The 25,781-nt window shown below is 46.7% G+C and carries 25 protein-coding genes and 2 tRNA genes; 4 read left to right on the forward strand and 23 right to left on the reverse strand.

The genetic code is table 11. The features are described from left to right. Nucleotides 1-220: 220 nt before the first annotated feature. From clpX to ACXAGL_RS01175, 3 genes are all read right to left on the reverse strand, one after another. The gene (gene clpX, locus ACXAGL_RS01165; RefSeq protein WP_027955236.1) at nt 221-1,498 is read right to left on the reverse strand and encodes an ATP-dependent protease ATP-binding subunit ClpX; all 1,278 of its coding nucleotides are present in this window, start codon (nt 1,496-1,498) and stop codon (nt 221-223) included. A 324-nt stretch (nt 1,499-1,822) separates the two neighbouring features. Further along, nucleotides 1,823-3,109 carry a trigger factor gene (gene tig, locus ACXAGL_RS01170; RefSeq protein WP_206935372.1) on the reverse strand — a complete coding sequence of 429 codons (1,287 nt, stop codon included), beginning with the start codon at nt 3,107-3,109 and terminating at the stop codon, nt 1,823-1,825. A 150-nt stretch (nt 3,110-3,259) separates the two neighbouring features. Beyond that, nucleotides 3,260-4,240 carry a tetratricopeptide repeat protein gene (locus ACXAGL_RS01175; protein WP_474969124.1) on the reverse strand — a complete coding sequence of 327 codons (981 nt, stop codon included), beginning with the start codon at nt 4,238-4,240 and terminating at the stop codon, nt 3,260-3,262. Between the two features lie 343 nt (nt 4,241-4,583). On the opposite strand from ACXAGL_RS01175, the gene sda reads away from it, so the two are divergent. Further along, on the forward strand, nt 4,584-4,733 hold the full coding sequence (gene sda / locus ACXAGL_RS01180; RefSeq protein ID WP_277988129.1) for a sporulation histidine kinase inhibitor Sda: 150 nt from the start codon (nt 4,584-4,586) through the stop codon (nt 4,731-4,733). 45 nt (nt 4,734-4,778) lie between these two features. On the opposite strand, the gene ACXAGL_RS01185 is transcribed toward sda, so the two are convergent. Further along, nucleotides 4,779-4,937, reverse strand: coding sequence for a hypothetical protein (locus ACXAGL_RS01185; RefSeq protein WP_474969125.1), 159 nt, complete (start codon nt 4,935-4,937; stop codon nt 4,779-4,781). Between the two features lie 93 nt (nt 4,938-5,030). After that, nucleotides 5,031-5,204, reverse strand: coding sequence for a hypothetical protein (locus tag ACXAGL_RS01190; RefSeq protein ID WP_281658300.1), 174 nt, complete (start codon nt 5,202-5,204; stop codon nt 5,031-5,033). 123 nt (nt 5,205-5,327) lie between these two features. Between ACXAGL_RS01190 and ACXAGL_RS01195 the strand changes: the two genes are divergently transcribed. After that, entirely contained in the window at nt 5,328-5,720 is a 393-nt protein-coding gene (locus tag ACXAGL_RS01195; protein ID WP_474989491.1) for a thiol-disulfide oxidoreductase DCC family protein, read from the forward strand. A 12-nt stretch (nt 5,721-5,732) separates the two neighbouring features. Beyond that, a complete protein-coding gene (locus ACXAGL_RS01200) occupies nt 5,733-6,623 on the forward strand; it encodes a YitT family protein (RefSeq protein WP_027955232.1) in 891 nt (296 codons plus the stop codon). A gap of 150 nt (nt 6,624-6,773) precedes the next feature. Here ACXAGL_RS01200 and ACXAGL_RS01205 read toward each other — a convergent pair whose 3' ends face one another. From ACXAGL_RS01205 to gabT, 10 genes are all read right to left on the reverse strand, one after another. Next, complete coding sequence (locus ACXAGL_RS01205) at nt 6,774-8,396, reverse strand: class I adenylate-forming enzyme family protein (protein ID WP_474989493.1); 1,623 nt, start codon at nt 8,394-8,396, stop codon at nt 6,774-6,776. An 11-nt stretch (nt 8,397-8,407) separates the two neighbouring features. Next, nucleotides 8,408-9,892, reverse strand: a complete 1,485-nt coding sequence (locus ACXAGL_RS01210) for an acyl-CoA carboxylase subunit beta (RefSeq protein ID WP_474989495.1) — start codon at nt 9,890-9,892, stop codon at nt 8,408-8,410. A 150-nt stretch (nt 9,893-10,042) separates the two neighbouring features. Further along, nucleotides 10,043-10,162, reverse strand: a complete 120-nt coding sequence (locus tag ACXAGL_RS01215; protein ID WP_474992321.1) for an Ltp family lipoprotein — start codon at nt 10,160-10,162, stop codon at nt 10,043-10,045. Between the two features lie 131 nt (nt 10,163-10,293). After that, nucleotides 10,294-11,559, reverse strand: a complete 1,266-nt coding sequence (locus tag ACXAGL_RS01220) for an ArgE/DapE family deacylase (protein WP_474989497.1) — start codon at nt 11,557-11,559, stop codon at nt 10,294-10,296. Between the two features lie 27 nt (nt 11,560-11,586). Then, complete coding sequence (locus ACXAGL_RS01225; protein ID WP_474989499.1) at nt 11,587-12,813, reverse strand: allantoate amidohydrolase; 1,227 nt, start codon at nt 12,811-12,813, stop codon at nt 11,587-11,589. Between the two features lie 20 nt (nt 12,814-12,833). Next, on the reverse strand, nt 12,834-14,426 hold the full coding sequence (locus tag ACXAGL_RS01230) for a sodium:solute symporter family protein (RefSeq protein ID WP_474989501.1): 1,593 nt from the start codon (nt 14,424-14,426) through the stop codon (nt 12,834-12,836). A 15-nt stretch (nt 14,427-14,441) separates the two neighbouring features. Beyond that, entirely contained in the window at nt 14,442-14,621 is a 180-nt protein-coding gene (locus ACXAGL_RS01235) for a hypothetical protein (protein WP_160889224.1), read from the reverse strand. 27 nt (nt 14,622-14,648) lie between these two features. Beyond that, on the reverse strand, nt 14,649-16,040 hold the full coding sequence (locus ACXAGL_RS01240) for an APC family permease (protein ID WP_160889225.1): 1,392 nt from the start codon (nt 16,038-16,040) through the stop codon (nt 14,649-14,651). Between the two features lie 325 nt (nt 16,041-16,365). Continuing rightward, complete coding sequence (locus tag ACXAGL_RS01245) at nt 16,366-17,760, reverse strand: NAD-dependent succinate-semialdehyde dehydrogenase (RefSeq protein ID WP_474989503.1); 1,395 nt, start codon at nt 17,758-17,760, stop codon at nt 16,366-16,368. 21 nt (nt 17,761-17,781) lie between these two features. After that, entirely contained in the window at nt 17,782-19,089 is a 1,308-nt protein-coding gene (gene gabT, locus ACXAGL_RS01250) for a 4-aminobutyrate--2-oxoglutarate transaminase (protein WP_474989505.1), read from the reverse strand. Nucleotides 19,090-19,201: 112 nt separating this feature from the next. On the opposite strand from gabT, the gene gabR reads away from it, so the two are divergent. Next, nucleotides 19,202-20,614 (forward strand): MocR-like transcriptional regulator GabR, encoded by a 1,413-nt coding sequence (gene gabR, locus ACXAGL_RS01255; protein ID WP_474989507.1) that lies wholly within the window; start codon nt 19,202-19,204, stop codon nt 20,612-20,614. A 149-nt stretch (nt 20,615-20,763) separates the two neighbouring features. Here gabR and ACXAGL_RS01260 read toward each other — a convergent pair. From ACXAGL_RS01260 to ACXAGL_RS01295, 8 genes are all read right to left on the reverse strand, one after another. Then, nucleotides 20,764-20,837 (reverse strand) — tRNA-Arg (locus ACXAGL_RS01260). A gap of 13 nt (nt 20,838-20,850) precedes the next feature. Then, a tRNA-Gly gene (locus ACXAGL_RS01265) sits at nt 20,851-20,924 on the reverse strand. A gap of 266 nt (nt 20,925-21,190) precedes the next feature. Beyond that, nucleotides 21,191-21,715, reverse strand: coding sequence for a metallophosphoesterase (locus tag ACXAGL_RS01270; protein ID WP_474989509.1), 525 nt, complete (start codon nt 21,713-21,715; stop codon nt 21,191-21,193). Nucleotides 21,716-21,730: 15 nt separating this feature from the next. Then, entirely contained in the window at nt 21,731-22,324 is a 594-nt protein-coding gene (locus tag ACXAGL_RS01275) for an XTP/dITP diphosphatase (protein ID WP_474989511.1), read from the reverse strand. Continuing rightward, on the reverse strand, nt 22,321-23,082 hold the full coding sequence (rph, locus tag ACXAGL_RS01280; protein WP_027955215.1) for a ribonuclease PH: 762 nt from the start codon (nt 23,080-23,082) through the stop codon (nt 22,321-22,323). The genes ACXAGL_RS01275 and rph overlap by 4 nt, the downstream gene beginning before the upstream one ends. 126 nt (nt 23,083-23,208) lie before the next feature. Next, the gene (locus tag ACXAGL_RS01285; RefSeq protein WP_474969141.1) at nt 23,209-24,288 is read right to left on the reverse strand and encodes a GerMN domain-containing protein; all 1,080 of its coding nucleotides are present in this window, start codon (nt 24,286-24,288) and stop codon (nt 23,209-23,211) included. Nucleotides 24,289-24,394: 106 nt separating this feature from the next. Beyond that, entirely contained in the window at nt 24,395-25,213 is an 819-nt protein-coding gene (racE, locus tag ACXAGL_RS01290) for a glutamate racemase (RefSeq protein WP_027955213.1), read from the reverse strand. A 21-nt stretch (nt 25,214-25,234) separates the two neighbouring features. Continuing rightward, nucleotides 25,235-25,669 carry a MarR family winged helix-turn-helix transcriptional regulator gene (locus ACXAGL_RS01295; RefSeq protein WP_474972295.1) on the reverse strand — a complete coding sequence of 145 codons (435 nt, stop codon included), beginning with the start codon at nt 25,667-25,669 and terminating at the stop codon, nt 25,235-25,237. Nucleotides 25,670-25,781 lie beyond the last annotated feature (112 nt).

The raw sequence follows: 25,781 nt of genomic DNA on the forward strand, positions 1-25,781 counted from the left end.
CATATAGAAATGTAAGTGGAAAGTAAACGAAACGATACCAGATGGTGCCAACACACATAGCCCCGGCCTCGAGTCAGGCAGGGGACCTTTCCTTATGGTATCCCTATTATAAGCAGAAACTACGGTTTCATGCTTGGATCGTGCCTGTAAAGCCCCTATAAAAAAGCCGTGCTACAGTTATTCGTAGCACGGCTTTTTCAAGGGATAACCCCCTCAGGCGTTACGCACTTTCTTTCGGTGACTGTTTGTTGTCATCCTCTACGGTTCCATCTGTAAGCACAAGCTTCGGACGGCCGTTTTCCGCTTTGACTGTATCTTTCGTGATAATACACTTCTCAATATCATCGCGGGAAGGAAGTTCATACATCACATCAAGCATGATGCCTTCAATAATGGAGCGGAGGCCGCGTGCCCCTGTCTTCCGTTCAATGGCCAGACGGGAAATTTCACGAAGCGCTTCCTCTTCCATTTCCAGCTCAACATGGTCAATTTGAAGCAGCTTCTGATACTGTTTGACAAGAGCGTTTTTCGGTTTTGTAAGAATTTCAACCAATGCTTCCTCATCCAGCTGCTCGAGACTGCCGATTACCGGCAGGCGTCCGATGAATTCCGGAATTAGACCGTAGCTTAGAAGGTCTTCAGGCAGCACTTTCGTCAGAAGATCCTTCTTCTCTGCTTCGTCCGTCACCTGCTCGGAGCCGAATCCGATCACTTTTCTGCCCAGGCGGCGTTTGATAATCTGGTCGATCCCATCGAAGGCCCCACCCACGATAAACAGGACATTCGTCGTGTCAATCTGGATGAATTCTTGATGAGGATGCTTCCGCCCACCTTGTGGAGGAACACTCGCCTGCGTTCCTTCAAGGATTTTAAGAAGCGCCTGCTGGACACCTTCACCGGACACGTCACGTGTAATGGAAGGGTTTTCTGATTTACGTGCTACTTTATCAATTTCATCAATATAGATGATTCCTTTTTCTGCTTTCTCTACATCATAATCAGCAGCCTGGATCAGTTTAAGAAGAATGTTCTCCACATCTTCCCCGACATAACCGGCTTCTGTAAGAGACGTAGCATCTGCAATAGCGAACGGAACATTCAAGATACGTGCAAGGGTCTGGGCAAGCAGTGTCTTACCGCTTCCGGTAGGTCCAAGCATCAGAATGTTACTCTTCGCAAGCTCCACCTCATCATTTTTCACTCCGGCGTTAATACGCTTGTAGTGGTTGTAAACAGCAACGGAAAGATTCTTTTTCGCCTGATCCTGTCCGATGACATAATCATTCAGAATGTCACGGATTTCCTGAGGCTTCGGAACTTCCTTGAACTCCACCTCTTCTTCGTTGCCAAGCTCCTCTTCCACAATTTCTGTGCACAATTCAATGCATTCATCACATATATATACGCCAGGTCCTGCAACGAGTTTTCGGACTTGTTCCTGACTCTTTCCGCAGAAAGAACATTTCAATTGTCCTTTTTCATCGTTAAATTTAAACATACGTTTCACCCCTTAATAAAATGACGCAATCGTTGCGACTGAAGTTACTGATACGACGCCAACGTTTCGCTTCTTTTGCCCATCATACCAAATAAACTCCAAACACAAAAGCAATACCTTTTAGAGGTGTGCCGTCAATTCCTGCGACACCCTCATTATGTAGATATAAAACGCATAAGTCAAACCTCTGAGCATCTTAAATAGTATATGTAAAAACGCTTGGAAGTATCATTATTTTCCCCACAAACCACCCCGCCTAAACGGTGTTTCCGAAGAAAATATATGAGAAGACAAGGTACCCGGGCACCTTGTCTTCCATCAGTATTATTCAGCTTTGCTGTTTTCGACAAGAACGTCGATGGCTTTGCGGACTTTCAGGTCTTCTTTGATCATGTCCGTGTTCCCGCCAAGCATCTGCGTCAGCTGAGCTACATCTGTCTGGTACATGCCAGCCATGTTTTCCAGTTCAGCATTGACGTCCTCATCGGTTACGCCGACATTTTCCGCCTCGGAAATAGCTTCAAGAGTCAAGTTCGTTTTCACACGCTTCGAAGCATCTTCTTTCATCTGCTCGCGAAGGGCGTCTTCGTCCTGACCAGTGAACTGGAAGTACATGTCTTTCGTCATGCCCTGCATCTGAAGGCGCTGTTCGAATTCCTGAACCATACGGTCAAGCTCAGTGTCGACCATGGCATCCGGAATTTCAACCTCAGCATTGTCAGAAGCTTTATTTACAAGAGTTTCACGCTTCTGGTTGTCTGCATCAGTTTTCTTCTGATCTTCCAGACGCGTGCGTGTTTTCGTTTTAAGTTCTTCCAGGGATTCGACTTCTTCGTCGACATCTTTCGCGAATTCATCATCAAGTTCTGGAAGTTCTTTGCCTTTGATTTCGTGAACTTTCACTTTGAAAGTAGCCGCTTTACCAGCAAGCTCTTCTGCGTGATATTCTTCAGGGAATGTGACTTCCACTTCTGTTTCTTCGCCGGCCTGCTTACCAACAAGCTGCTCTTCGAAACCAGGGATGAAAGAACCGGAACCTACTTCAAGAGAGTAGTTATCCGCCTGGCCGCCTTCGAATGCTTCCCCATCAACGAATCCTTCGAAGTCCATAACGACTGTATCGCCGTTCTCAATGGATCCTTCTTCTTTAACAACAAGCTCAGCCTGACGCTCCTGCATCTGCTTCAGTTCGCTGTCTACGTCTTCGTCTGTAACTTCTGTGCTTTCTTCTTCAAAAGTAAGACCTTTGTATTCGCCAAGTTTCACTTCAGGCTTCACCGTTACTTCAGCAGTGAAAATCAGGTCCTGGCCTTTTTCGATCTGCTTCACGTCAACTTCAGGACGGTCAACCGGCTCGATGCCTGCTTCGTCCACGGCGTTAGAGTAAGCTTCCGGAAGGATGATATCAAGAGCATCCTGATACAGAGATTCTACTCCGAAGCGCTGTTCGAACAATTTACGAGGTACTTTCCCTTTACGGAATCCAGGTACCTGTACCTGTTTAACTACTTTTTTAAAGGCAGAATCAAGGGCTTTGTCGAACTCGCCTGCAGGTACTTCAACTGTTAATGTACCTACATTGCCTTCTTGCTTTTCCCATTTTGCTGACATAAAAAATTCCCTCCAACATCTATTCACATTTTCGTCCGGAGACGATGGTTTACTGATTCTATGACTCTGATTACATACGAATCTCTTTTGCAACCATTACATTATAACATAATCCCCGCTGCTTTCAAGGCGTGACTCTCATTGGTTTTTCTAGGAACCGGTCACGAAAACATAATGCTGCTCACACAGTTCAATTTCTGATTTATACCGGTCCACTTCCTCTAAATGGGAATCCGGTTTATAGGGAAGCTGCAGGTATTCATGGCCGAGCTGCTTCAGCGCTTCGACGAGCAGCGGCACTTCCTCTTCATCAGGGAACAGGGGATAGCGGACGTAGCAGTAGTGGAACAACAAGTTGTTGACCATCTCATACATCGTTGGATTTTTCTGTTCCACCTGGCCGAGCCTCATCTGGATCTGCTTCATAATATAATCATGCTGAAGCATCGATAAATGGCCGGGCACAATGGTCATTTCCATGCCGAATTTTGTCAAAGCCACTTCTCTATCCACACGTCCATCTCTAAACCATTCCAAAATCGAGGATTTTATCATGGGGTGTACGGCTGGTTCCTGAAGGTACACGATAAACTCCTCCAGATAATCATGGGGGTCCTGTTTCTTTAAGTGATCGAGGGTCTGCCACTGCTTATGTATGTGATCAGTTTCCAAGGCTTCCTTGAAAGCGAGGGATAATTCCTTCCCCTGCTCCTTCCGGCTGTCTTCCAGCAGCTTTCTGCTCACTTCATACATCTGCCACAGCTGTGTACGGCTCTGGTGGGGGATGTCCTCGGATTCAAAAACTTCATCGAGCAGGTCGATGATATCGCTGTAACGGCTGCTTTGGAAAAGGATCGTAATGTAGATATGTAAGTAATGGTAATACTGGTCGATCGTTTCCTTCATCTGCTCTTGACACAATTCCTCAGCTTGATCGAACTGACCGAGCTCAATCCAGCTCATCAACAGCCCTGTGATAACATCATGGCCGGCCTGATCATACTCGACAAGTGGTTCAAAGGCTTCCGCCGCTTCCTTGTAGCGCTTTTCCTTCAGAGCCTCCAGTCCCGACTGCTCCAGTCTCGATTTCCATCCAGGAAACATCACAAGGTTTCCTCTTTTATTCTCCATAAGACACCCTTCCCTAAAAAAACGTCCTTGTTTCCTTATTCTTTCCTATCGCTGCTCCGTTCAAACCATCGTTCCTCAGCTTATTACGCTATATTAAAGCAAATACAATAGAAATACAATGGAAACCCCGTGCCCCACCGCCGCTTTCCGCTATTCCTGTTGTTTAGACACGAACAAACAGAAACGTACACACCTGCATCAATCGTATAGGAGAATAATTTATATATCGTCCATCAATTCCACAAAACAGGTCTTTCTACTCATGAATAAACAGATTTTTTTGCTAGAATAAGTAAATGTCAATAAAATAATAACGAATCATACGCTAAGGAGTTGTATCGTTTTGTCACTGCTTGATGATCAAACCTTGCTGGAAACCTATCTGGAGTCTGTAAAGCTTCAGCTGGACGACGAATTTGTTCACTTAGTCACGCAAGAAATTGATAAACGATCCATCCAACTACCAACTGAGAATTCCACACATCTTATATAAATGGACGTAGAAAAAGGCATGCAGTCATCTGCATGCCTTTTTCATTTACTGATTAGAGGCTGTACCTTGTTTCCCGGACATCTTCGCTAAACTCGGAATGACATTCTGCAGTTGTCCGGCCTGACCAGTCATCATGCTGTATGTGGCCGCACCGATACCGATCGAAGCGATAACCGGCAGCCACTGCACATTATTCTTTTCCATCCTGATCACTCCTCAAATCGGTTGGCTTAAAGCCTCTCTTATTGTCTGCCCTCTGCCTCCGACTATGACCGGCAATCTTTTGCGGTTCTGCCTTTAAATCCCTCGCATGAGTCTTCGTATAAGAAACACCGGCCACAGGACAATCCATCCAAGCAGGTAAAACATATATACCGCCTGCTCCTGTTTGTCCTTCAGCACCGGTTCTTTTTTAAAAAAGCAGAAAAACACGCCGATGAACAGATACGTGAAAAGCAGCACATCCACCACTCCTTCCCTCCATAGCGTATGAGAGAAAGAGGGACTCTGACGCTTTTCCAAAGCAGACGTTTTCTTGAAATTCCTTAGAGGATCCCTGCATAAAATGGTATAATCATACATGAGGTGATACCTATGAGTGCCATCATATTATTCGACGGGGACTGCCATTTCTGCGACAAAAGTGTCCAGTTCATCATTCAACGAGATCCCCGCAGCCGGTTTCAATTTGCATCGCTTCAAAGTGACAAGGGCCGGGAACTGCTTTTGCAGTATAACATTCCCCATGACACCGACAGCCTTGTATTAATCCAGAACGGAAAAGCCCGCCTGGAATCCACCGCCGCTTTGACGATCAGCCGGCAGTTGAAAGGATTCTGGCAGCTTGCGTACTTGTTGATTCTGATCCCAAGACCGCTGCGCAACGCTTTTTACCGGTGGTTTGCATCCAATCGTTACAAATGGTTCGGAAAAAAAGACGACTCCTGCCCGATACCGACGCCGGATGTCCGGAAACGTTTTTTATAAAAATTCATTTAAATGGAGGGACCTGCCATCAGCGGTCAACAAGTCCAGCATCTGAAAATTACGTCCAAAGAGTTTACGAAACGCGCGGTTTTCATCACGCTCGGTGCCATCATTATGGCGGTAGGACTGGAAATTTTCCTCGTTCCGAATCAGGTCATCGATGGTGGAATCGTCGGAATCTCCATTATCCTGTCGCATTTGACGGAATGGAAACTCGGGCTGTTCATCTTCCTATTGAATATCCCCTTTTTCTTTCTTGGATATAACTTGATTGGAAAAACATTTGCCTGGTCAACGGTGTACGGCATTGCCATCCTTTCAACGGCCACAACCGTGCTTCATCCGGTGCCTGCCTTTACCGATGATATTCTGCTTGCGACATTATTCGGGGGATTTATCCTCGGCATCGGTGTAGGAATGGTCATCCGCTACGGAGGATGTCTCGACGGGACAGAAATCTCTGCGATTCTGATCAGCAGCAAAATCCCCTTTTCTGTCGGGGAAATCATTATGTTCATCAACCTGTTCATCCTTGGAAGCGCGGGCTTCGTCTTCGGGTGGGACCGGGCGATGTATTCCCTGCTTGCCTATTTTGTCGCTTATAAAATGATCGACATTACGATTAAAGGACTGGATGAATCGAAGGCTGTACATATCATCAGCGATGAATACGAGAGCATCAGTGAAGCCATCATCCAGCGCCTCGGCCGCGGCGTCACCTTTTTAAAAGGAGAAGGAGCCTTTTCCAATGATGAGAAAAAAGTGATCTTCTGCGTCATCAACCGATTGGAGGAAGCGAAGCTGAAAGCGCTCGTCCAGGAGCACGATGAACAAGCCTTCATGGCCATCGGGGATATTGCCGAAGTGCGGGGCGGACGCTTTAAGAAAAAAGAAATTCATTAAAAAGAGGCGCATTCAGCTGCGCCTCTTATTTTTATGGATGTCTCTTTCGTATGGATGGTCACGTGCTGCTTATCAGGGGATGACTGCCGTGGGATCACCCGTATTATTTATAAGTGGAGAGGCTCACCTTGTTGTGCCTCTTTTTCCGTCTCAGGATTCTTCTTTCAGCACGCGCCTTAGGATTTTACCTGCTCCTGTCTGAGGAAGAGACGTGCGGAATTCGACAAAACCCGGAACTTTATAGCGGGCCATATGGGCTTTTGCCCATTGAATCAATGCTTCTTTCTCCAGTGCTGCTTCTTCTTTCAGAACAATGAACGCTTTGACGACCTCCCCTTTTGATTCATCCGGCACACCGATGACAGCCGCCTGGGAGATGGCGGGATGTTCCTTCAGTAATGCTTCGACATCTTCAGGGAAAATGCTGAATCCTGACGATTTGATCATTTCCTTCAGACGCCCCTGAAAATATAAATAGCCGTCTTCGTCGAAATAGCCGATATCACCCGTATGCATCCATCCGTCCACCAACACTTCCGCTGTCGCCTCAGGCCGACCCCAGTAGCCTTTGAAAACACCGGGACTTTTCACTGCGATTTCCCCGGACTCACCGACGGGCAGCTGTTCTTTTGTTAATGGATCGCGGACAGCCAGTGATGACCCAGGAACGGGGAGGCCGACAGATCCGAATTTCACACCGTCACCGGGCATATAGGTGTCCACGGTATGCGTCTCGCTCAGTCCGTAAGCCGCTTCATACAACGAACAGTCCGGCGCAAAAGAGCGCCAGCGTTCTGCCAGATCTTCTGTCACAGGCATACCGAAGCTCGTACACAAATTGAGTCGCAGAGCATCCGCTTTTTCCCCGTCCGCCACGGATAACACAGCCTCATTCATCGGGGCGATGCTGTACCACACCGACACATCGTAAGCAGTCAGTGCTTTAACCACCTGCCGGGGATCAAACCTCGCAAACAACACACAGGGGGAACCGGTAAATGCTGGAATGTTCACGCCCATCACCATTCCCGCGATATGACAGAGCGGCATCACCGCAAGCCACGTCTCTTCCTCTTCCACCCCATTCGCTTCCACAGCCGCTGCCGTTTTGTAAAGCGCATTCTCATATGTGAGCATCGCCGCTTTCGGTCTTCCGGTCGTTCCTGATGTGAAAGCAAGCAGAGCCGTATCATCCAAATCGATATTTTCAGACGCTTTTTGCGGTTCTGCTTCGTTTACAGCATCACTCCAGTGGGTTTCCTTTTCCTTTAATGTCAAAGCCGGAACCCTCAAGTCACCCGGCACTTCCCATTCGGTATGCTCAGGAATATAATCTTCGTAGGAAACGACAAGAACCGCATGAAGGTCGCTGTCTGTTTTTCTCACCTCACTTAACAGTTCCCCGCCGGTAAACAGTCCTTTCAAGCCGACTTCCTTCATTAAATAGGTTAACTCGCTCGACTTGTACATCGGGTTCAACGGACAGACGATTCCGCCGATCGACTGGATGGCATAGTGGGCAATGATATACTGCGGGCTGTTCTGCATGTAGAGTCCGATCCGGTCCCCTTTTTCAAAGCCCTTCTGTGACAAAAATCCAGCCATCTTTTCAATATCATTCAAAAGCTCCGCCCACGTCAGGGTGGATCCATAATAAAAGTAAGCAGCCTCATGCGGGCGCTCCTCTGCGTGGTGCTGGACGTATACGAGAAGCGGGTGTTTTCCAAGAGGGTACATGTTCTCTATTTGATGCCGTTTCATTTCGCTTTTCATTCGATTCCTCCTTATGTGGACATCGGCCAGTCGGCCAGCCGTCTTTCACTTTTATCCGACGCCGTTCGTAAAAACCGAAGCAGAAAATCCCGGGTCTGTTCCGGCTCGATGATTTCCTGAACCAAGAACTTACCCGCGGCTTTCGCTGGTGAGCTGTCGAAGCTCCACTGTTCCAAATAAGCCGCACGGGCTTCAGAAGGATTGTCCGCCTGTTTGATCTGCCTTCCGTACACAACATTCACACCGACGTCGGGGCCGGTAAAGTTAATTTCAGCCTCCGGCCAGGCAGCCACCACGTCCGCCCCCATGCCTGGACCACTCATGTTTCCATACGCCGCTCCAATGCTTTTGCGAATGACGATGGAGTACTTGGGAACAGTGGATTTAGCAAGCGCAGTATTCCAATTCATAATCTTTGAAGGCATTTTCCGCTTTTCTGCCTGACTGCTGATCCTGAACCCGGGAGTATCGTGAAGAAAAATCAATGGAATATGATAGGAATCACAGAGGCAGATGAAATCCACCGCCTTATCACACTCCTCCGGACCTGGAGCCCCCGCCATATGAAGCGGCTGACTCGCCACCACTCCTGTGACCCGCCCGTCCATACGCGCAAAACCTGTCAGGAGTGCTTTTCCATAAAAAGGTCGGAAAGCCATAAAAGATTCCGGATCGACAATCTCACGAATGAGTTTATTCATGTCATACGGACGTCTCATGTTCGAAGGAACAACCCTCGCTGCGTTTTCCCCTGAAGATGAGGGCGAAGGCACAGATACTTTAAAAGGAGGCGTGTCTTCATATGAAGAAGGCAGATAGCTGAAAAACCGCTTCATAGCCGTTATCGCTTCTTCCTCTGTGTCAGCGACGTGATCAATCTGTCCTGTATATGCCGCATGCATATCAGGCCCCCCAAGTTCTTCGGCTTTAATCTCTTCTCCACTCGCCATCTCCAACATCCTCGGCCCGGCAACGGCCATTCCCGTTCCGCGCACCTGTGTGACAAAATCCGATGTCACGGCCATCCACGTCGGACCGCCGAAGCTGTCCCCAAGAATGGCGGTAAAGATTGGGGTTTCTCTGGAGTGATCCAGCAGACAGTTCGGAAAAAGCTTGTCACTGATTCCGTCTGAACCCATCCCGTCCGGCATCCGCAGCCCTCCGCCTTCACATAAATTAAATAGCGGCAGCTTCCTCTTTTTTGCGTATTGATGAAAATACTCACTCTTCCTGAGGTGGACCTCCCCTTCCGTTCCAGATAACACACTCACATCCATGGCCTGAACGACCGCTTCCCGGCCATCGACACGGATCAAACCGCCGATCAGCCCATCGGCAGGCGTCCGTTCTTCCATTCCCGGGACAGATGAATGGGCAGATTTTCCGAGTTCAAGAAAGGATCCGTCATCAGCAAGCAGGTGAATTCTTTCATGAGCGGTAAGCTTAATAGGCTTTTGTTCTGTAGAGGAATCGGTTTGTTTTTCGTTTGTTTTCATAAGAACCTCCTTTAGATACTGACTGGTTGGTATGTAGCGGTCAAAAAAATAGGGTTTATTTGTTAGTATAGGTTAATTAGTCTGAAAATTCAATTCTTTTAGAGGGCTGTAAATAAAAGAAGGAGCAGCTATTTACTGCTCCTTCTGCCATTACAAACCAACTTGGTTCACCGCATAGACTGCATCTTCTGTACTGAATCCTTCATAAGTCAATTGGTCAATTAAACCTGATCTTGAAAAAGAAGAATAATCAAGATAATCCTGAGCCATATTCAAAATGGACTATAATCCAAATAATCCTGGGCCATATTCAAAATGGACTATAATCCAAATAATCCTGGGCCATGTAAACGGCCTGTTCTTGCGAAGCAGAGACATTCACAGCTTCCGATCCTTTCAAGCTACTTTTCTTTACACCACCGTAAAATAAACTCAGCAATCGTATGCGTCACTTCTTTTAAACTTGAAAGCTCAATATACTCATTCGGCGCATGCATATCGCCCCCACTCGGACCATAACACGTGGCAGGAATATCGAACTCACCAAACGCCCGCAAATCCGTGGTAGCAGTAAACGACAGGTCTTTTACCTCTTTTCCAGTTACCGCATAATGCGAGGCAGCCACTTCCTCCATAATCTCTTCTTCTTTCGAAATCGTATAGCCTGGGGCAGAAAAGCCATAAAACGTAAATTGCGGCTTTGCTTCTTTAAGCCAATCATCCTCTTCAGCAGCATCCAACAACCATTGCTCGACCTCTTTTTTTACATCTTCCGGATCGGTTCCTGGATAGAAGCCGACTCGCGCTTCAAACGTACATTCTGTCGGAACACTGGATGCCCAGTTCCCTCCCTCAATCAGACCAACACTGACGTTGAGTGGATGGGGGTGATGCTCAAAATCGGGATGTTTTGGACGGTTATTAATATGCTCACGGTACTCCATCAGCGATTCCATCAATTTATTCGCTTTCATAATGGCATTTTGAGCACTCTCCGCACGTTCTACGTGGGCACCGGCTCCATTTACTTTCACCCGAACCCATATAACGCCTACTTGTGCCTTAATCAAACGAGATTGGGTGGGCTCAGGGATAAGGGCTCCATCTGCCGTGTACCCCTGATCTAGTAAGGCAAGTGCCCCGTTCCCGGTACATTCTTCTTCGATGACACTCTGAATTTGCAGATTTGCACCGAGTTCAATGCCAGATTCACGGAGTGCTTTAACAGCCATCACAATAGCCGCAAACCCGCCTTTCATATCCAGAATCCCTCTACCGTACATTTTTCCGTCTTTTATTACCGGCGAATATGGCGAAGTTTCCCATTGATCTTCAGGTTCGGCACTTACCACGTCCATATGGCTTTGCAGAATGAGGCTTTTTCCTTTTTTTGGTCCGTTATTTTTCCATTCTCCTACCACTACTGGGCGGTCTTCATAAGACCATTCAGGTTCACCAAAGTTTTCATACTTTCTTAATCGGTCCGGATCGATCATGACCACCTCTGTGTCCAGCCCAATATCCTGTAAGTAGTTGTAAACAAACTGTTGAACACCTTTTTCATTTCCTAATGTACTGGGAAAACTTCCGAGCGTCTTCAAGAACAACTTTTCTTCTTCCCATAGCTCTTCTATTTTATTACGCACAAGCTCGTTACTGGTTTCCATAAATAAGTTCACACCTTACTTTTGTTTTTATTCCTTAGATAATGTAAGGACCGTATGATAGAGCGTATTGGCTCCGCTCACAATATCTCGATCCAGTGTTAATTCGCTGGGCACATGACTCTTGCCGTTTACGCTCGGCACAAAGATCATGGCTGTGGGACCGAGATTGTTGACGTACTTGGCATCATGCCCGGCACCGCTAAGTATTCTTTTTGAAGAATACCCGAGTTCAGTTGCACTGTTCTCTATAACTTCCGTAATATTACTATCAAAATCAATTTTTTCAGTTTCCCACAATTCTGTCATCTCCACGCCCACCTCTCTATCCTCAGAGACACGGCGAATCGTTTTCTTCGTTTCTTCAAAGGCTTCCTTTCGAAGTTTATCATTGGCGCTTCGGATATCTACGGTAAAATGAGCTTCGCCAGGAACACAATTAACCGAATTTGGAGAAACGGAGATCTTACCAACGGTTACGGTAATATCGGTAGTCGCAATATTTTTTTCCAATTGATTCATAATTTCTGCAGCAGCCATCAGCGCATCTTTTCGTAAGTGCATCGGGGTCGGACCGGCATGATCCGCTTCCCCCTTAAGAGTCACTTCCAGCCAATTGATGCCCTGAACCCCTTCCACAACTCCAATCTGTTTGTCTTCATCTTCAAGAATGGGGCCCTGTTCAATATGTAGCTCGAGAAAAAAATGGAAATCACCGAGTCGGTTTCCTGCTTCTCCTTTATATCCGATTCTTTCCAATTCTTCTAAGAAACTAAAGCCATCAGCATCTTTTCTACTATATACATACGCTTGATCAAATACCCCGGCGATCCCACCAGATCCGAGCATAGGAGGTTCAAATCGAGCACCTTCTTCATTTGTGAAATTAACGATTTCCAGAGGTCGTTCGGTTTCTATGCCATTATCATTTAAAGTCTGCACCACTTCCAGAGCCAACAAAACTCCGAGGATGCCATCGAATCGCCCTCCTGCTGGCTGTGTGTCAAGGTGGGATCCCACCACCACAGGAGGGAGGTTATTCTTTCCTGCCCTTCTGGCATACATATTTCCTAAGTCGTCTATCCGTAACATTAATCCTGCTTCTTCACACCATTCTTTATATATATTTCTCATCTCTTGATCTTGATCAGATAGTGCTAGTCGACTTAGACCATTTCCCGGAATCGCCCCTGTTTCTGAACTTTTGGAAAGCATACGGAAGAGTCGTTCTTCATTAATCGTGTTCACGTTTACCATCTCCCTGTCTCAATAGATTATTAGAGTCCGAGTTTTATAAAAAAGTATCCCCATACCACGACGGATATGAATGTAAATAGTACAGAAACAGTAATTAACTGTTTATACTGTTTTTTGATCTTTTGAAGACCGTTCGGCTGCTTCAAAAATTCCTTGATAGTTATCGATGCCATACTTGAACGCTTCATCTCTGTGTAATAATTCAGTTCATGGGCATTCGGCTTCGTTACGAGCCCAGCGCCTATGAGAGATAGTACAGAGACAAGCAGCGCCAGCATCAGTTCGTCCACACCGGTCGGCAGCGTCATAACCCCTGCTCTGATCAGCTCCCCAAAGAGAAGAAACGAAGCAACCCCGGATAACATGCTGATCATAGCGGCTTTACTGTTCATTTTCTTCCATTCAAAAGATGCTACGATAGTCGGCAGCCAGCCAACCGCAAAAATGGATCCTGCATAAATAGAAATCCAGTAAATCGCGGATGGGCGAGCAAGGGCAATCGCGCAGATGACGACCGCTACTATGATTTGACCAATTCTTGCTGCAGTAAGACTTTGTTTTTCATTAAGTTCTTTTTCAAACAGTCTTTCATACAAATCTCTGGATAACGCGAAACCTACCAGGACAAATAATGTAGAAGCTGTGGACATGATTGAAGCCATGAGTGCAGCGAGTCCTACACCTGCCACGGCTGAAGGTGTAAACTCCATAAACCCAACAATCATCGCGTTGTCCGTAGGCGTAATACCTGGTTGCAATACTTGCATACCACCTGCTGCGATAAAGACGGTCAACTGCATGAAAGGTGCGAAAAAGACACCGATGATAGCTGCTTTTAGAATGACGAAATCATTTTTAGCCGGAAATACACGCGATACGAGCGCCGGCATACAGGCAAAGAACATAATCCAAACGAGAAACTGAGAAATTGACCAACCAATCGAGCGATTCTCCGTACCGCCGATCGTCCAGTAATTAGGCATGGTTTCTGATAAACCTTTCATTTGTTCAAACCCAGCCTGTCCAATAATTATCGGAGCAATCACAATGGAGATCGTAAGCATCGTGAAGAACATGAGCGTATCCGTTACGACCACTCCATACATACCGCCAAAGGCTGTAAAGGCAATCAACGCAATTGTAAATAAGACAATGAGTAATTGGAAATTGATACCCGTTATTTCACTTAGTACCAGTCCTGCTCCAATAAACTGAATAACACCGTACCCAACCAAACCTACAATCATTATGATAATAGCAATAATGCTGACCCACTTACTGTTGAATCGCTTATCAAAGAAGTCCGGCATCGTCTTACAACCTAACGCTTTCATTTTTCTTCCCATATAGACGACAGCGACCAGAGTTCCGAGCCAAGCACCAAATGATCCGAGTGTCGCAATAACAAGTGGACCTTCTTTATAAGATTGACCCGCTATCCCGAGCAGCGTTGCAGCACTAAGATACGTGGCTGCAAGCGTACCGACGATGAGAATGGTCGATCCTCTTCCTCCCATGGTATAAAAGTCATCACTATTTTTAACATAACGGCTAATGAAAGCTCCTACAACTACATAAAGCAGTAAGACGAGCGCAAATATCGTAATGGCCATATTGATTCCCCTCTATTATAAATTACTGTTGATTCGTTTTTCTTCCGATTCCGTATACTCTTCCTGATTCTCTTCCTTTTCCATCTCTTTGATAATAGGCAGATATTGCTTTCTGAGAATAGCAATTACAACAACGGATGAAATGACGGTTACCAGCGTTGCGTTAATAAATAAAATTAAAATTTCAACATTCATGGTCTTCCCCCCCCCCTTTTCCATCTTCTATAAAGCCCGCTTTTGTGAAGAATTCATTTTCTTCTGATACGTTCCACGCAACATCTGAATAAAGAAATAAGCGCCAAGTAAAGTCCACCCAGCTACCATGATCCACTCATACGGCCAGATAAGACTTGCTGGCATCCCAGGGAAATATAGAATTATGAACCCTAAACTTAATACGAGAGCTAAGTAGCCAAAGATTGGTGATTTTGCTGCGCGGAATGGTCGCTCCATCTCGGGTTTCTTTTTCCTTAAAACAATAAAAGACAGGGCTACAAAGAAATAGGCAACGACTATTCCTAAGCCGCCAGCATCTACAATCCATACGAGTGCGGACCTACCTAATAGTGGTGCTAGCATAGAAAGAACGCCGATAAATAATATCGAATTTGAAGGTGTATGGTACTTCGGATGCAGATAACCAAACCAGGCGGGCAGCATTCCGGATTTCGCCATCGCATAGAGGACGCGGCTACCTCCAATAATGAAAGAGTTCCAGCTTGTGATAATCCCGGCCACACCGCCAAGGATCAGAATTTGGGCAAAAGTATTTGAATTAAAAAGCGCTCCCATCGCATCTGCAGAAGCGAGTTGTGCATTCGTCAGCTGAGCAGGATTTAATCCTAATCCCACGCCTAAGGCAATCGCAAGATAAAATATGACAGCACTGCTTACAGATACAATTAATAGTGTACCGATTTTCCTGCGAGGGAGATTGGCTTCTTCCGCCACCTGTGGAATCACATCGAATCCAACAAACAAGAAGGGGACCATGACTAACACGGTCATGATACCGCTTGCACCTCCAACGAAGAATGGAGACAGATTCCCTGGGTCTCCAAGGAAGGCAGAGCCAAAAATTAATATGAGTCCTACGGCAATAATCATCAAAGTAAAAACCGTCTGCAGAACTGCTGCCTGCTTTAAACCGATATAATTAATGAACGTAATTATTAAGGCTCCTACTGAACCAATTAACACCCAATTTAAGTGAACATCCCAGCCAGCTATGGTCCACAGATAACCAGCCTGATAATTTGGTAGTAAGTAGTCAATAACAGTCGGTAGAGCAACGGCTTCAAATGTTGCTACGGATACATATCCAAGGGTGATTGCCCAAGAGGCTACAAAAGAGTACTTGGCTCCTAATGCCTTATGTACGTATTCATGCTCTCCACCCACCTTGGGCATTGCTGAAGCTAGTTCTGCATAGTTTAACCCCACACAGATGACAAGAAAACCGCCAATTACAAAGGCTATAACCGCTCCCAGTGAGCCTGCTTCCGTTATCCAAGTACCAGAGAGTACCACCCATCCCCAACCAAGCATGGCTCCGAGGGCCAGAAATAATAAATCAAAGTTTGATAGGACTTTCTTTAATTTTTGTTCTTCCATGGAAAAGGTCCTCCTAGGTTTGTGTTACAAATTTCTCTTTTCTTAATAAAAGAAACTTTCTGATCGTTACATTCAATCACATATTGTATAACTCACAAATTACAACGATTACGTGGAAGCTATGTATTGTCTTGTTTGCTAAATATTCAGTAAATTAAAGCAGAAATTATAGATGGTTCATTGCTAATAGCCTCGTAAATCCCTTGTACCTTTGGGAAGTGGACAAGCACTAGTAGAATCGCACTTGCCGCACCACCCATGAATACTAAAGTTTTCAAACTACTTGGTTTTGAACAAGAAATAACTTTTTCAACAACTAAAAAAACTATTCAATGCCTCCGATAGAAAGATACTTCGTTTCAATGTAAGGTTCGATCCCCTCAGGACCGCCCTCACGTCCAATGCCACTCTCTTTCATACCACCGAACGGTGCATGCGCTGCAGATGGTGCTCCATCGTTCCAGCCGAGGATTCCGAACTTCAGATGCTCCTGGTAGTAAATACCGGTTCGGTAATCATTGGTGAAGAAGTAAGCGGCGAGCCCGAACGGTGTATTGTTGGCAATGTTGACCGCTTCTTCATTCTCACGGAAAGTTGTCAGTGGAATTACGGGACCAAACGTTTCCTCCTGCATGATGTCCATGCCTTCCCCGACGTTTTCGAGTACAGTAGGATGAACAAAATAATAGCCTTTTTCATCATCTTTATCGTATTGATGACCATAAAGAACCTTCGCACCCTTATCCACTGCATCTTCAATCTGCGTATGGATCTTTTCATAACCATCCGCATTAATAACCGGCCCAACATCCGTTTCTTCATGAAGACCATTTCCGACCTTAAGCTCTTTGATGCGAGCGGTAAGTTTCTCTGAAAACTCATCCGCTATGGATTCATGGACGAGCACTCGATTCGCGCAGATGCATGTCTGCCCGGCGTTCCGAAATTTCGAAGCAAGCGTCTGCTCGACAGCGAAATCGATATCGGCATCTTTTGCCAAGATAAGCGGCGCATGACCTCCTAGTTCCATGGATACGTGCTTCATGGTTGCCGCACTGTTTTCCATTAGTAACTTGCCTACTGGCGTAGAACCGGTAAAGGTTATCTTACGTACGAGTGGACTATCTGTGAAAATCGGCCCAACATCTGCTCCGTATCCATTCACGTATTGAACCACATTTTTTGGAATCCCAACCTCATGGGCTAATTGCACCAATCTGATCGTCGTAAGCGGCGTTTCTTCGGCGGGTTTAACCACGAACGTGCAGCCCGCGGCTAAGGCAGGTGCAGCTTTTCTCGTCATCATAGCGGCAGGGAAGTTCCATGGGGTGATGGCAGCCACAAGACCGACAGGCTCTTTAGTTACAACAATGCGTTTGGATTCAGTGTTAGAAGGAATCGTTCGGCCGTAGATTCGTTTCGCTTCTTCCGCATACCAATCGATATAACTTGCCGCATAGGCGACTTCTCCACGTGATTCTTTAAGCGGCTTTCCACTTTCAAGCGTCATTACTTCCGCCAGCTGTTCCGTTTCTTCTTTAATTTTCTCAGACCATTCTTTCAAAAGACGTGAACGCTCATGAGCATTCACCTTTGACCATGATTTGAATGCCTCATCTCCCTCTCTTAAGGCCGTTTCAATTTCGGAAGCTGAGGTCACATCTACCTCTTTCAAGATATCCCCGGTTGCCGGGTTTTTTACTTGGATCGTATTCCCCATAAAGCCTCCTCCTCTCTTCGATTAGTCTGCCGCTTCGTCAAAAGCCTGTCCTAAAATCGTCATTCCTTCATTCAATTCCTCATCCGTGATTACAAGCGGTGTCAGAAAACGAACGACATTTCCTTTTACCCCAGCAGAAAGAAGCAGCAGTCCATTATTGTTGGCATAGGATGTGATTGCACCCGTTTTTGCTTTGTCCGGGTTCCCTTCCGCATCAACAATTTCTACCGCAACCATCGCGCCAAGTCTGCGGATATCGCCAAGATAATCGTGGCGGGCTTTCAACTCTTCTAATTTATCTTCCAGTGTAGCACCAATGTGTTCAGCTTTATCGCTTAGGTTTTCCTCTTCCATAACCTCAATGACAGCAAGAGCCGCTTCACAGGCGACCGGATTCCCGGCATAGGTCCCACCAAGTTCCCCTGGAGAGGAAGCGTCCATGATTTCTGCTTTTCCGACTACCGCACTTAACGGCATACCTGCTGCAAGGGATTTCGACAGCGTCATAACATCCGGCTCAATATCGAAATGTTCACTTGCAAATAACCGTCCTGTTCGTGCAAAACCCGTCTGGATTTCATCAGCCACAAAAACAATGCCGTGCTCGCTACAGAAGTCTCTTACTTCCTGCACAAAGCGTTTTGGAGGAATAATGAAACCGCCTTCACCTTGGACCGGCTCCATTACGACACATGCTACCGTTTCCGGTGCGACCGCGGTGACGAAATACTCCTTAAAGCGCATGATACTGTAGTCAATATATTCCTCATCGGTCATCTGTTCGGGTTTATTGGCCATATAAGGATATGGAGCCTGGTAAATCTCCGGCGTATAAGGTCCGAAGTTATATTTATAAGGCTTCACCTTGCTGGTCATACCCATCGTTAGATTCGTACGTCCGTGGAATGCGCGTTCAAAGGAAACAACAGCCTGTCGTTTCGTATATTTCCTGGCTACTTTGACCGCATTTTCTACAGCCTCGGCCCCGGAATTAAATAGCATAGCCATTTTATCGAATGAACCAGGCGTAATCGTGCACAACTTTTCAGCCAGATTGATGTAGCTGTCATACATAATCACATTAAAGCCTGGATGAAGGTAGCGGTCCGCCTGATTCTTGACGGCTTCCGTCACTTTTGGATGCGTATGCCCTACATTAAGCGTACCGATGGCTCCAGCAAAGTCAATCCATTCACGGCCTTCATTATCGAATACTCTTGCTCCTCTAGCATAGTCGGCTATATTGGTATTCCCATTCCCTATTCCTTTTGGTATGTATTTCTTTCTTTTCCTCTGCAAATCATCTTTATTCAATGTTTTATTGGTCACTGCTGATCCCTCCCCTAAATTTTATAGATAATTATGACAATTTTCTGGTACAATTAAAAGTACCAGATTTTAAATAATAATGGGACCAGATACATAGTAGGAGGAGCTATTTGTGTTTTTCCATATTGAAAAAGGAGCCGAACAACCTGCCATTTACAAACAGATTTATACGCACTTAAGAGACCTGATCCTCGACGACCGTCTCAGCAAAAAGAAGCTTCCATCGAAACGGAGACTGGCCCAGGATCTGGAGGTCAGTCTTAATTCCGTAGCCCACGCCTACGAGCAATTACTAGCGGAAGGTTATATATACAGTGCAGAACGCAAAGGGTATTTTGTAGAAGATATTACAAGTTACATTAAAAGAAACAAAGAAGACGTTCCTTTCCCAGAGGGTTTGAGAGAGGACTGTACTAAAGATGGATTTCATCCCAAGGTTACATTTTCTCATATTGCCACCGATGCGGAGCATTTCCCTTTTAAGAAATGGAGGAAGTACCAGCAGAAAGTCATGGAGCATCATCGAACCCAACTCGCCCTCCTTCCACATCCTCAAGGGCCATATGAACTCCGCGAATCAATCGCAACGATGATTGCTCTCACCAGGGGCGTTCGGTGCCGGCCCGAACAAATTGTCATCGGATCCGGAACCCAGCCACTAATTCATAAATTAATGTCTTTACAGGCAAAAGATACACAAGTGGCTGTCGAAAATCCTGGGTACCAGCGGTTTTATAATCTACTTAAAAATATGGGTTTCCCGGTAACTCCAGCGACTTTGGACCGACAGGGTATCTCAATTCAGGACCTTTTGGATAGCGATCCTCAATGGGTTTTTGTAACTCCCTCCCACCAGTTTCCTACTGGGACAATCATGCCTATAAATAGAAGAATAGAGCTTCTAAACTGGGCAGCCGAGTCTCCTGGTCGTTACATTGTGGAAGACGACTATGATAGTGAATTTAAATATGGAACGGACCATATCCCTTCCCTTCAGAGTCTCGACCAGAACCAGCAAGTCATCTATACCGGGACCTTTTCGAAAACTCTGCTTCCGAGCCTACGGATCAGCTATATGGTTCTGCCACCCGACTTGTTACAAAGCTACCGGAATGCTTTTGACTATTGGATTGACGGCCCTTCAGGACTCAACTTGTGGACCCTTAAATACTTCATTGATGAAGGGGAATACGGAAGGCACGTTAAGCGGATGAATGCCTATTATAAAGCGAAAAGAGCAGCGCTTATTCGGGAGCTGCGCCAGACGTTTCAAGACAAGATAACAATTCACAACATTCCTGCCGGCCTTCATTTTTTAGTGGATATTGAAACGTCTCTTTCTTATGTTGAGATTGAGGAACGGGCCAGAGAAAACAAAATCGTTCTATATACGATTCGCCGCTTTTTCTTACGGGATTATGAGATGACTGAGAAAGGGAAAAAGAAACTAGTTATTGGTTTTGCTAATATGGAAGATAACAAAATAAGGGAGTCTGTAAGGCGCTTATCTTCTCTTTTCTTCTAGCCGTATGAATTCATGAATCTACATCTTATGGATTATAACGTATTTGTAATAAATCATGAAAAAACTCTAACACAAGGCTTTTTATAGACATAAAAAATTTTCCATAAAAAAACCGAAACCTTTGAAAAGGTTTCGGTTTTTTCATTTAGCGTCCCAGGAGAGATTCGAACTCCCGACCCACAGCTTAGAAGGCTGTTGCTCTATCCAGCTGAGCTACTGGGACAAATAAATATGTATGGAGCGGGTGAAGGGAATCGAACCCTCATCATCAGCTTGGAAGGCTGAGGTTTTACCACTAAACTACACCCGCATATGTAAATGTGTTTCAGCTGCGTTTATCTTTCGCAGCATGCCCCTTCCTCTGAAAGCTTCTTAAGGAAGTAAAGTCCGTCGGGGCAACTCGCAGTGGATTCGGTAGAAGTTCAGCTCGTGGCTGAGATTTTACTACTAAACTACCCGCGCATGTAAAGCTATGTATGTGTGTTTCAAAGGATATTTTTTAACGTCCTTTTGAAGCGGACAAGAATTATTATATTAGGGATTCGCTTATATGTCAACAGATTGCAGCAAAGAATTTTAATTCTTTGCTGCTACTGCTGTTTCCATGGAAAGACCGTCGATTTTCTGCCCGTTCACATGGTAATACTGCAGGCGGACGTGATCGAGATCCTCCCACTCCAGAATGGCGTAGGTCGGTTCTTCGCGGTCACGTGGAAGTCTTGCGCTTCCCGGATTAATGAAGAGGGTGTCCTTCACCTTTTCCGCTCCTGCAATATGCGAATGTCCGAAGCAGGCGATTTGGGCTCCAGCCTCTTCCGCTCTGTAGGACAAGGGCATCAGGGTGGATTTCACTTGAAACAAATGCCCGTGCGTAACGAGGAATGTGATGTCTCCGACAGTGAAAACCTGATCGTTTTCCATTTCGGGTTCGAAGTCACAGTTTCCTTTGGCATAATGAAAGCCTTCCAGCTCCTTCGATCCGTAGGAGAGCTCGGAGTCGCCACAGTGGATCATAGCATCCACGTCGCTGTGACGTTCTTTCACTTCCATTACTTCGTCGGTTAGTCCGTGTGTGTCACTGATGATGAGTACTTTCGGCATCCTTCATCCCCACTTTCAGGATTGAGTTTTCAGCCAGTCTTCGATCTGCACGATGGCATGATGACGGTGGCTGATGGCGTTCTTTTCGTCGGACGTGTGCTCAGCCATCGTCCGGCTGGAGCCTTCCGGGATGAACACAGGATCATATCCGAACCCTTGCTCTCCCTGCGGCTCCCCGGCAATTCGGCCTTCACACGTTCCACGCTTCGTAAACGTCGCTTCTCCCGGTCGTGCGACGGCTACGGCACAGACGAAACGGGCGGTCCGTTCTTCTTCGGACACTCCGTTCAGCTCGTTCAGCAGTTTAGCTGTATTTTTTTCGTCATCTTTTTCTATTCCTGCATAGCGGGCGGAATAAACCCCCGGCTCTCCGTTCAGGGCATCGACCTCTAAACCGGAATCATCGGCTACAACAGGGATGTTCAAGGCACGCATCATCGCTTCTGCTTTAATGACGGCATTCTCCTCAAACGTTTTACCGGTTTCTTCAATATCGATGGAAGGGTCATGATCGAGAAGGGAAACGACGGAGATGCCGTATTTGCAAAACATCTCGCGGAACTCTTTGATCTTCCCTTCGTTCTTAGTGGCGATTAATAGTTCCTTCATGCTTTGGCGGCTCCGGCTTTAGCACGAATCACGTCTGCCCACTCTCCGATTGCTTCTTCCTGAAGCTTGATCAGCTCCTGGACACCTTCGTCGGCAAGAGAAAGCATTTTCTGCAGCTGCTGCATCGAGAAGGTTGCTTCTTCTCCTGTTCCCTGAAGCTCTACGAATTCGCCTTTGCCGGTCATGATGACGTTCATGTCTACTTCAGCACGGCTGTCTTCTTCGTAGCAGAGGTCGAGAACTTCTTTGCCGTCCGGCAGTACCCCGACGGAAATCGCCGTCAAGTAATCGGTGATCGGCAGCTCTTTGATGGATTTTTTGTTCACAAGCTTTCCTAGAGCAAGCACGACAGCTACAAAGGCACCTGTAATGGAAGCGGTCCGCGTGCCACCATCGGCCTGGATGACGTCACAGTCGACCCAGATGGTACGTTCTCCGATTTTATCAAGATCGACGACCGCGCGTAGAGAGCGGCCGATCAGGCGCTGGATTTCCATCGTCCGGCCGGATACTTTCCCTTTAGAAGATTCACGGATGTTGCGTGATTCCGTGGCTCTTGGAAGCATGGCATATTCAGCTGTAATCCAGCCTTTGCCCTGACCACGTAAAAAAGGAGGCACTCGGTCCTCAATGCTGGCATTACAGATCACTTTTGTATCTCCAAAGCTGATGAGTACAGATCCCTCCGGGTGTTTCACATAATCGGTTTCTATTGTGACGGTTCTTAATTCATTGACTTCGCGTTGATCATTTCGCATCAATGATGACCTCCTTTTTCTTCATCATTATCCTTGCCCATCTTAACACAAATTACATACGTGCGGGTAGTTATTCATGAACGTAAAAAGCGCTTCAAAAGTGATTCACTTCTGAAGCGCCGGGTTTTACATTTCTTCAGCACCACTGATGTCGGTTCTTGAAACAGGTTCGGCGAGCGGCTCACCCGCTTCATTGATGACCTGCTCCGATCCTTCGACCTGAACTTCGACCGATTCCACATCCTCAAGATCCGTCATGCTCAACACAAGGCTGGCGAGGGCAGCATCAGACAGGGCCGGCTGATCTGATCCTGTCAGGATTTTTTCATTGAAGGAAAGGGCGAGGACGCCGTTCTCCAGCCGGGAGCTGACCATTTCTGCCCCTTCATGGAAGGGGTTGGTCAATGAGCTGCCGAGCTCAGGCCCTTCAAAAAGGGCCTCCACTCTTGCCGCATATTCATCACTGTCTTCAGCGACACGTGTGGTGACAGGAACGTGGTACACCTGCTCCCCGTTCTGGGCAGGGAAGTAGACGGTAACGGCCTTGCTGTTCAGCACATCGCGCTGCACGCCGACGTTATTATTAATCCCGTCCGCCCGGGAGACGCCCTGGGAGATCGGAGTGCCGTCTACAGGCATGACTTCCTGCTCGTGTCCGTTGATCCACAGCTTAATCCGCTTCACGTTGTCAAACTGAGTGAGTGTGTAGGTCATCGCCTGAAGGATTTTCTCTTCATCCTTGGCCTCGTAATTTTTAAAGTCCTCCGACACATCGACGACAAGCGTTCCATTTTCTTCCGTATTCAACCCAAGAATTTCTGTTCCTGCCGGCAGAACGGCTTCAAACCCGTTCGGCAGCAGATTCGTGACCGGCCCATCCTTCACAAGGTATTCCAACGCCTGGGAAGCGACTTCCTGAGAAGCCGGCAGTTCCACAGTCTGTGGGGCGATCATTCCATTGGCATCCATTAAATAAAGCTCACGAGGGACGGTTGCTGTGGATTCCTGTTCTGTCGAATCCTCTGCTTTCTCTCCATCCTCCTCCGGTGCTGAACCATCCTCTTCCGGTGATGTTGTCACAGCTTCATCCGGAGCATCCATTTTCTCCAGCGACTGTTCTCCTTCAAACAGGCATCCGGCAAGCAGCCCCGTGCACATTAGAAGCACCAGGGCCGTCAAAAAGGATTTATAGCTGTATTTTCTCATTCTTTTCCCCCCTGAGATAGATTGTACTACCATGTATACGAGCCCTCGATTGGAATAGACCAGGGTAATTTGGAGGAGAACAGCATATGAAAAAGCTCCGCCTGTTTCAGGCGGAGCTTGATACGTGTTCCAGTTCTACCGATTTCAGGATCTGAATCGGCTCTTCAAACCAGCTGTTGGCGACGAGACGGAATTTCTCCATATCGCCGGTCGTGTAAAATTCATGCCTTGGTGTATGGTCATCGGTTTCCAGTGCTTTGTGATAGGCAAGAATCAGGCTCGCTTCACGGGCTGTTTCCTCACCGGAGCTGATGACCTGGATGTGATCCCCCATCTCGTTCTGGACCAGATCCTTGATGAGCGGATAATGGGTGCAGCCGAGGATCAATGTATCAATATGATTCATGTCCTTCAATGGCTGCAGCGTTCGGGAAACGATTCCTTCCGCTTTCGGACCGGATAATATCCCCTCTTCGACCATCGGGACAAACGGGGGACAGGCCAGGTCGTTCACCCGGATATCCTGATCAATGGAAGCAAGCGCCTGCGGATAGGCTTTGCTTTCAATAGTCCCTTCTGTACCAATGACGCCGATCCGTTTGTTCTGACTCACCTTGATGGCGGCACGCGCCCCCGGATCAATAACCCCGATGACCGGGATATCCAGTTCTTCCTGCAGCTCAGCCAGCGTATAAGCCGTCGCTGTGTTACAGGCGACAACGAGCATTTTTATATTTTTGCCAAGCAGATAGTTGACCATCTGCCATGTGAATGCCCGCACTTCTTCCTCTGAACGCGGACCGTACGGGCACCGCTTCGTGTCCCCAAGATAGATAAAGGTTTCCTTTGGTAACTGCCTCATCAACTCTCTCGCTACGGTCAGTCCCCCGACGCCAGAATCAATGACTCCGATTGCCTGTTTCACTCTGCATCCCTCTTTTATGGCTTAATGTTCTTCTTCATCGATTTCAATCATGTTCTCATGAAGGACGTGGAGCAGACGGTTCAGCGTTTCCACATCTTCTTCCGGAACATTTCTCAACACGTTTTCCAGGTAGTTCTGTCGTTTTTCGATCACTTCGTGAATGATCTTCTGTCCTTTGCTCAGTACATGGATCCTGACGACCCGGCGGTCCTTCGGGTCCCTGACCCGCTCAACCAGCTCGTTTTTCTCCATACGGTCGACAAGGTCCGTTGTCGTACTGCAGGCCAGGTGTATATGATTGGAGAGTTCCCCGATCGTTAAGTCCCCTTTTTCCATCAGCCACTGCAGCGCTACAAACTGCGGAGCTGTAATCGAGTAATGATTCAGGATAACTCGTCCTCTTTGTTTAATGATCCCGGATATGTAACGAAGTTCCTTCTCTACATCTGCGATCATGGATGTCTGCTGGGTTTCAGCCACATTCAGCACTCCTAACGAAATGACTTGATAAGTATTATTGTGGTCGTTTCTCTCTGAAATTTCAAGGTGAATGTATCCGGTGATACAA

Source organism: Halobacillus sp. ABA4_118, from assembly GCF_056160205.1.

Coding starts and splice junctions, on each gene's coding strand:
- clpX (WP_027955236.1), bottom strand. CDS start 1,498: ATGTTTAAATTTAACGATGAAAAAGGACAATTGAAATGTTCTTTCTGC.
- tig (WP_206935372.1), bottom strand. CDS start 3,109: ATGTCAGCAAAATGGGAAAAGCAAGAAGGCAATGTAGGTACATTAACA.
- ACXAGL_RS01175 (WP_474969124.1), bottom strand. CDS start 4,240: ATGGAGAATAAAAGAGGAAACCTTGTGATGTTTCCTGGATGGAAATCG.
- ACXAGL_RS01185 (WP_474969125.1), bottom strand. CDS start 4,937: ATGGAAAAGAATAATGTGCAGTGGCTGCCGGTTATCGCTTCGATCGGT.
- ACXAGL_RS01195 (WP_474989491.1), top strand. CDS start 5,328: ATGAGTGCCATCATATTATTCGACGGGGACTGCCATTTCTGCGACAAA.
- ACXAGL_RS01200 (WP_027955232.1), top strand. CDS start 5,733: ATGGAGGGACCTGCCATCAGCGGTCAACAAGTCCAGCATCTGAAAATT.
- ACXAGL_RS01205 (WP_474989493.1), bottom strand. CDS start 8,396: ATGAAAAGCGAAATGAAACGGCATCAAATAGAGAACATGTACCCTCTT.
- ACXAGL_RS01210 (WP_474989495.1), bottom strand. CDS start 9,892: ATGAAAACAAACGAAAAACAAACCGATTCCTCTACAGAACAAAAGCCT.
- ACXAGL_RS01215 (WP_474992321.1), bottom strand. CDS start 10,162: ATGGCTCAGGATTATCTTGATTATTCTTCTTTTTCAAGATCAGGTTTA.
- ACXAGL_RS01220 (WP_474989497.1), bottom strand. CDS start 11,559: ATGGAAACCAGTAACGAGCTTGTGCGTAATAAAATAGAAGAGCTATGG.
- ACXAGL_RS01225 (WP_474989499.1), bottom strand. CDS start 12,813: ATGGTAAACGTGAACACGATTAATGAAGAACGACTCTTCCGTATGCTT.
- ACXAGL_RS01230 (WP_474989501.1), bottom strand. CDS start 14,426: ATGGCCATTACGATATTTGCGCTCGTCTTACTGCTTTATGTAGTTGTA.
- ACXAGL_RS01235 (WP_160889224.1), bottom strand. CDS start 14,621: ATGAATGTTGAAATTTTAATTTTATTTATTAACGCAACGCTGGTAACC.
- ACXAGL_RS01240 (WP_160889225.1), bottom strand. CDS start 16,040: ATGGAAGAACAAAAATTAAAGAAAGTCCTATCAAACTTTGATTTATTA.
- ACXAGL_RS01245 (WP_474989503.1), bottom strand. CDS start 17,760: ATGGGGAATACGATCCAAGTAAAAAACCCGGCAACCGGGGATATCTTG.
- ACXAGL_RS01270 (WP_474989509.1), bottom strand. CDS start 21,715: ATGCCGAAAGTACTCATCATCAGTGACACACACGGACTAACCGACGAA.
- ACXAGL_RS01275 (WP_474989511.1), bottom strand. CDS start 22,324: ATGAAGGAACTATTAATCGCCACTAAGAACGAAGGGAAGATCAAAGAG.
- rph (WP_027955215.1), bottom strand. CDS start 23,082: ATGCGAAATGATCAACGCGAAGTCAATGAATTAAGAACCGTCACAATA.
- ACXAGL_RS01285 (WP_474969141.1), bottom strand. CDS start 24,288: ATGAGAAAATACAGCTATAAATCCTTTTTGACGGCCCTGGTGCTTCTA.
- ACXAGL_RS01295 (WP_474972295.1), bottom strand. CDS start 25,669: ATGATCGCAGATGTAGAGAAGGAACTTCGTTACATATCCGGGATCATT.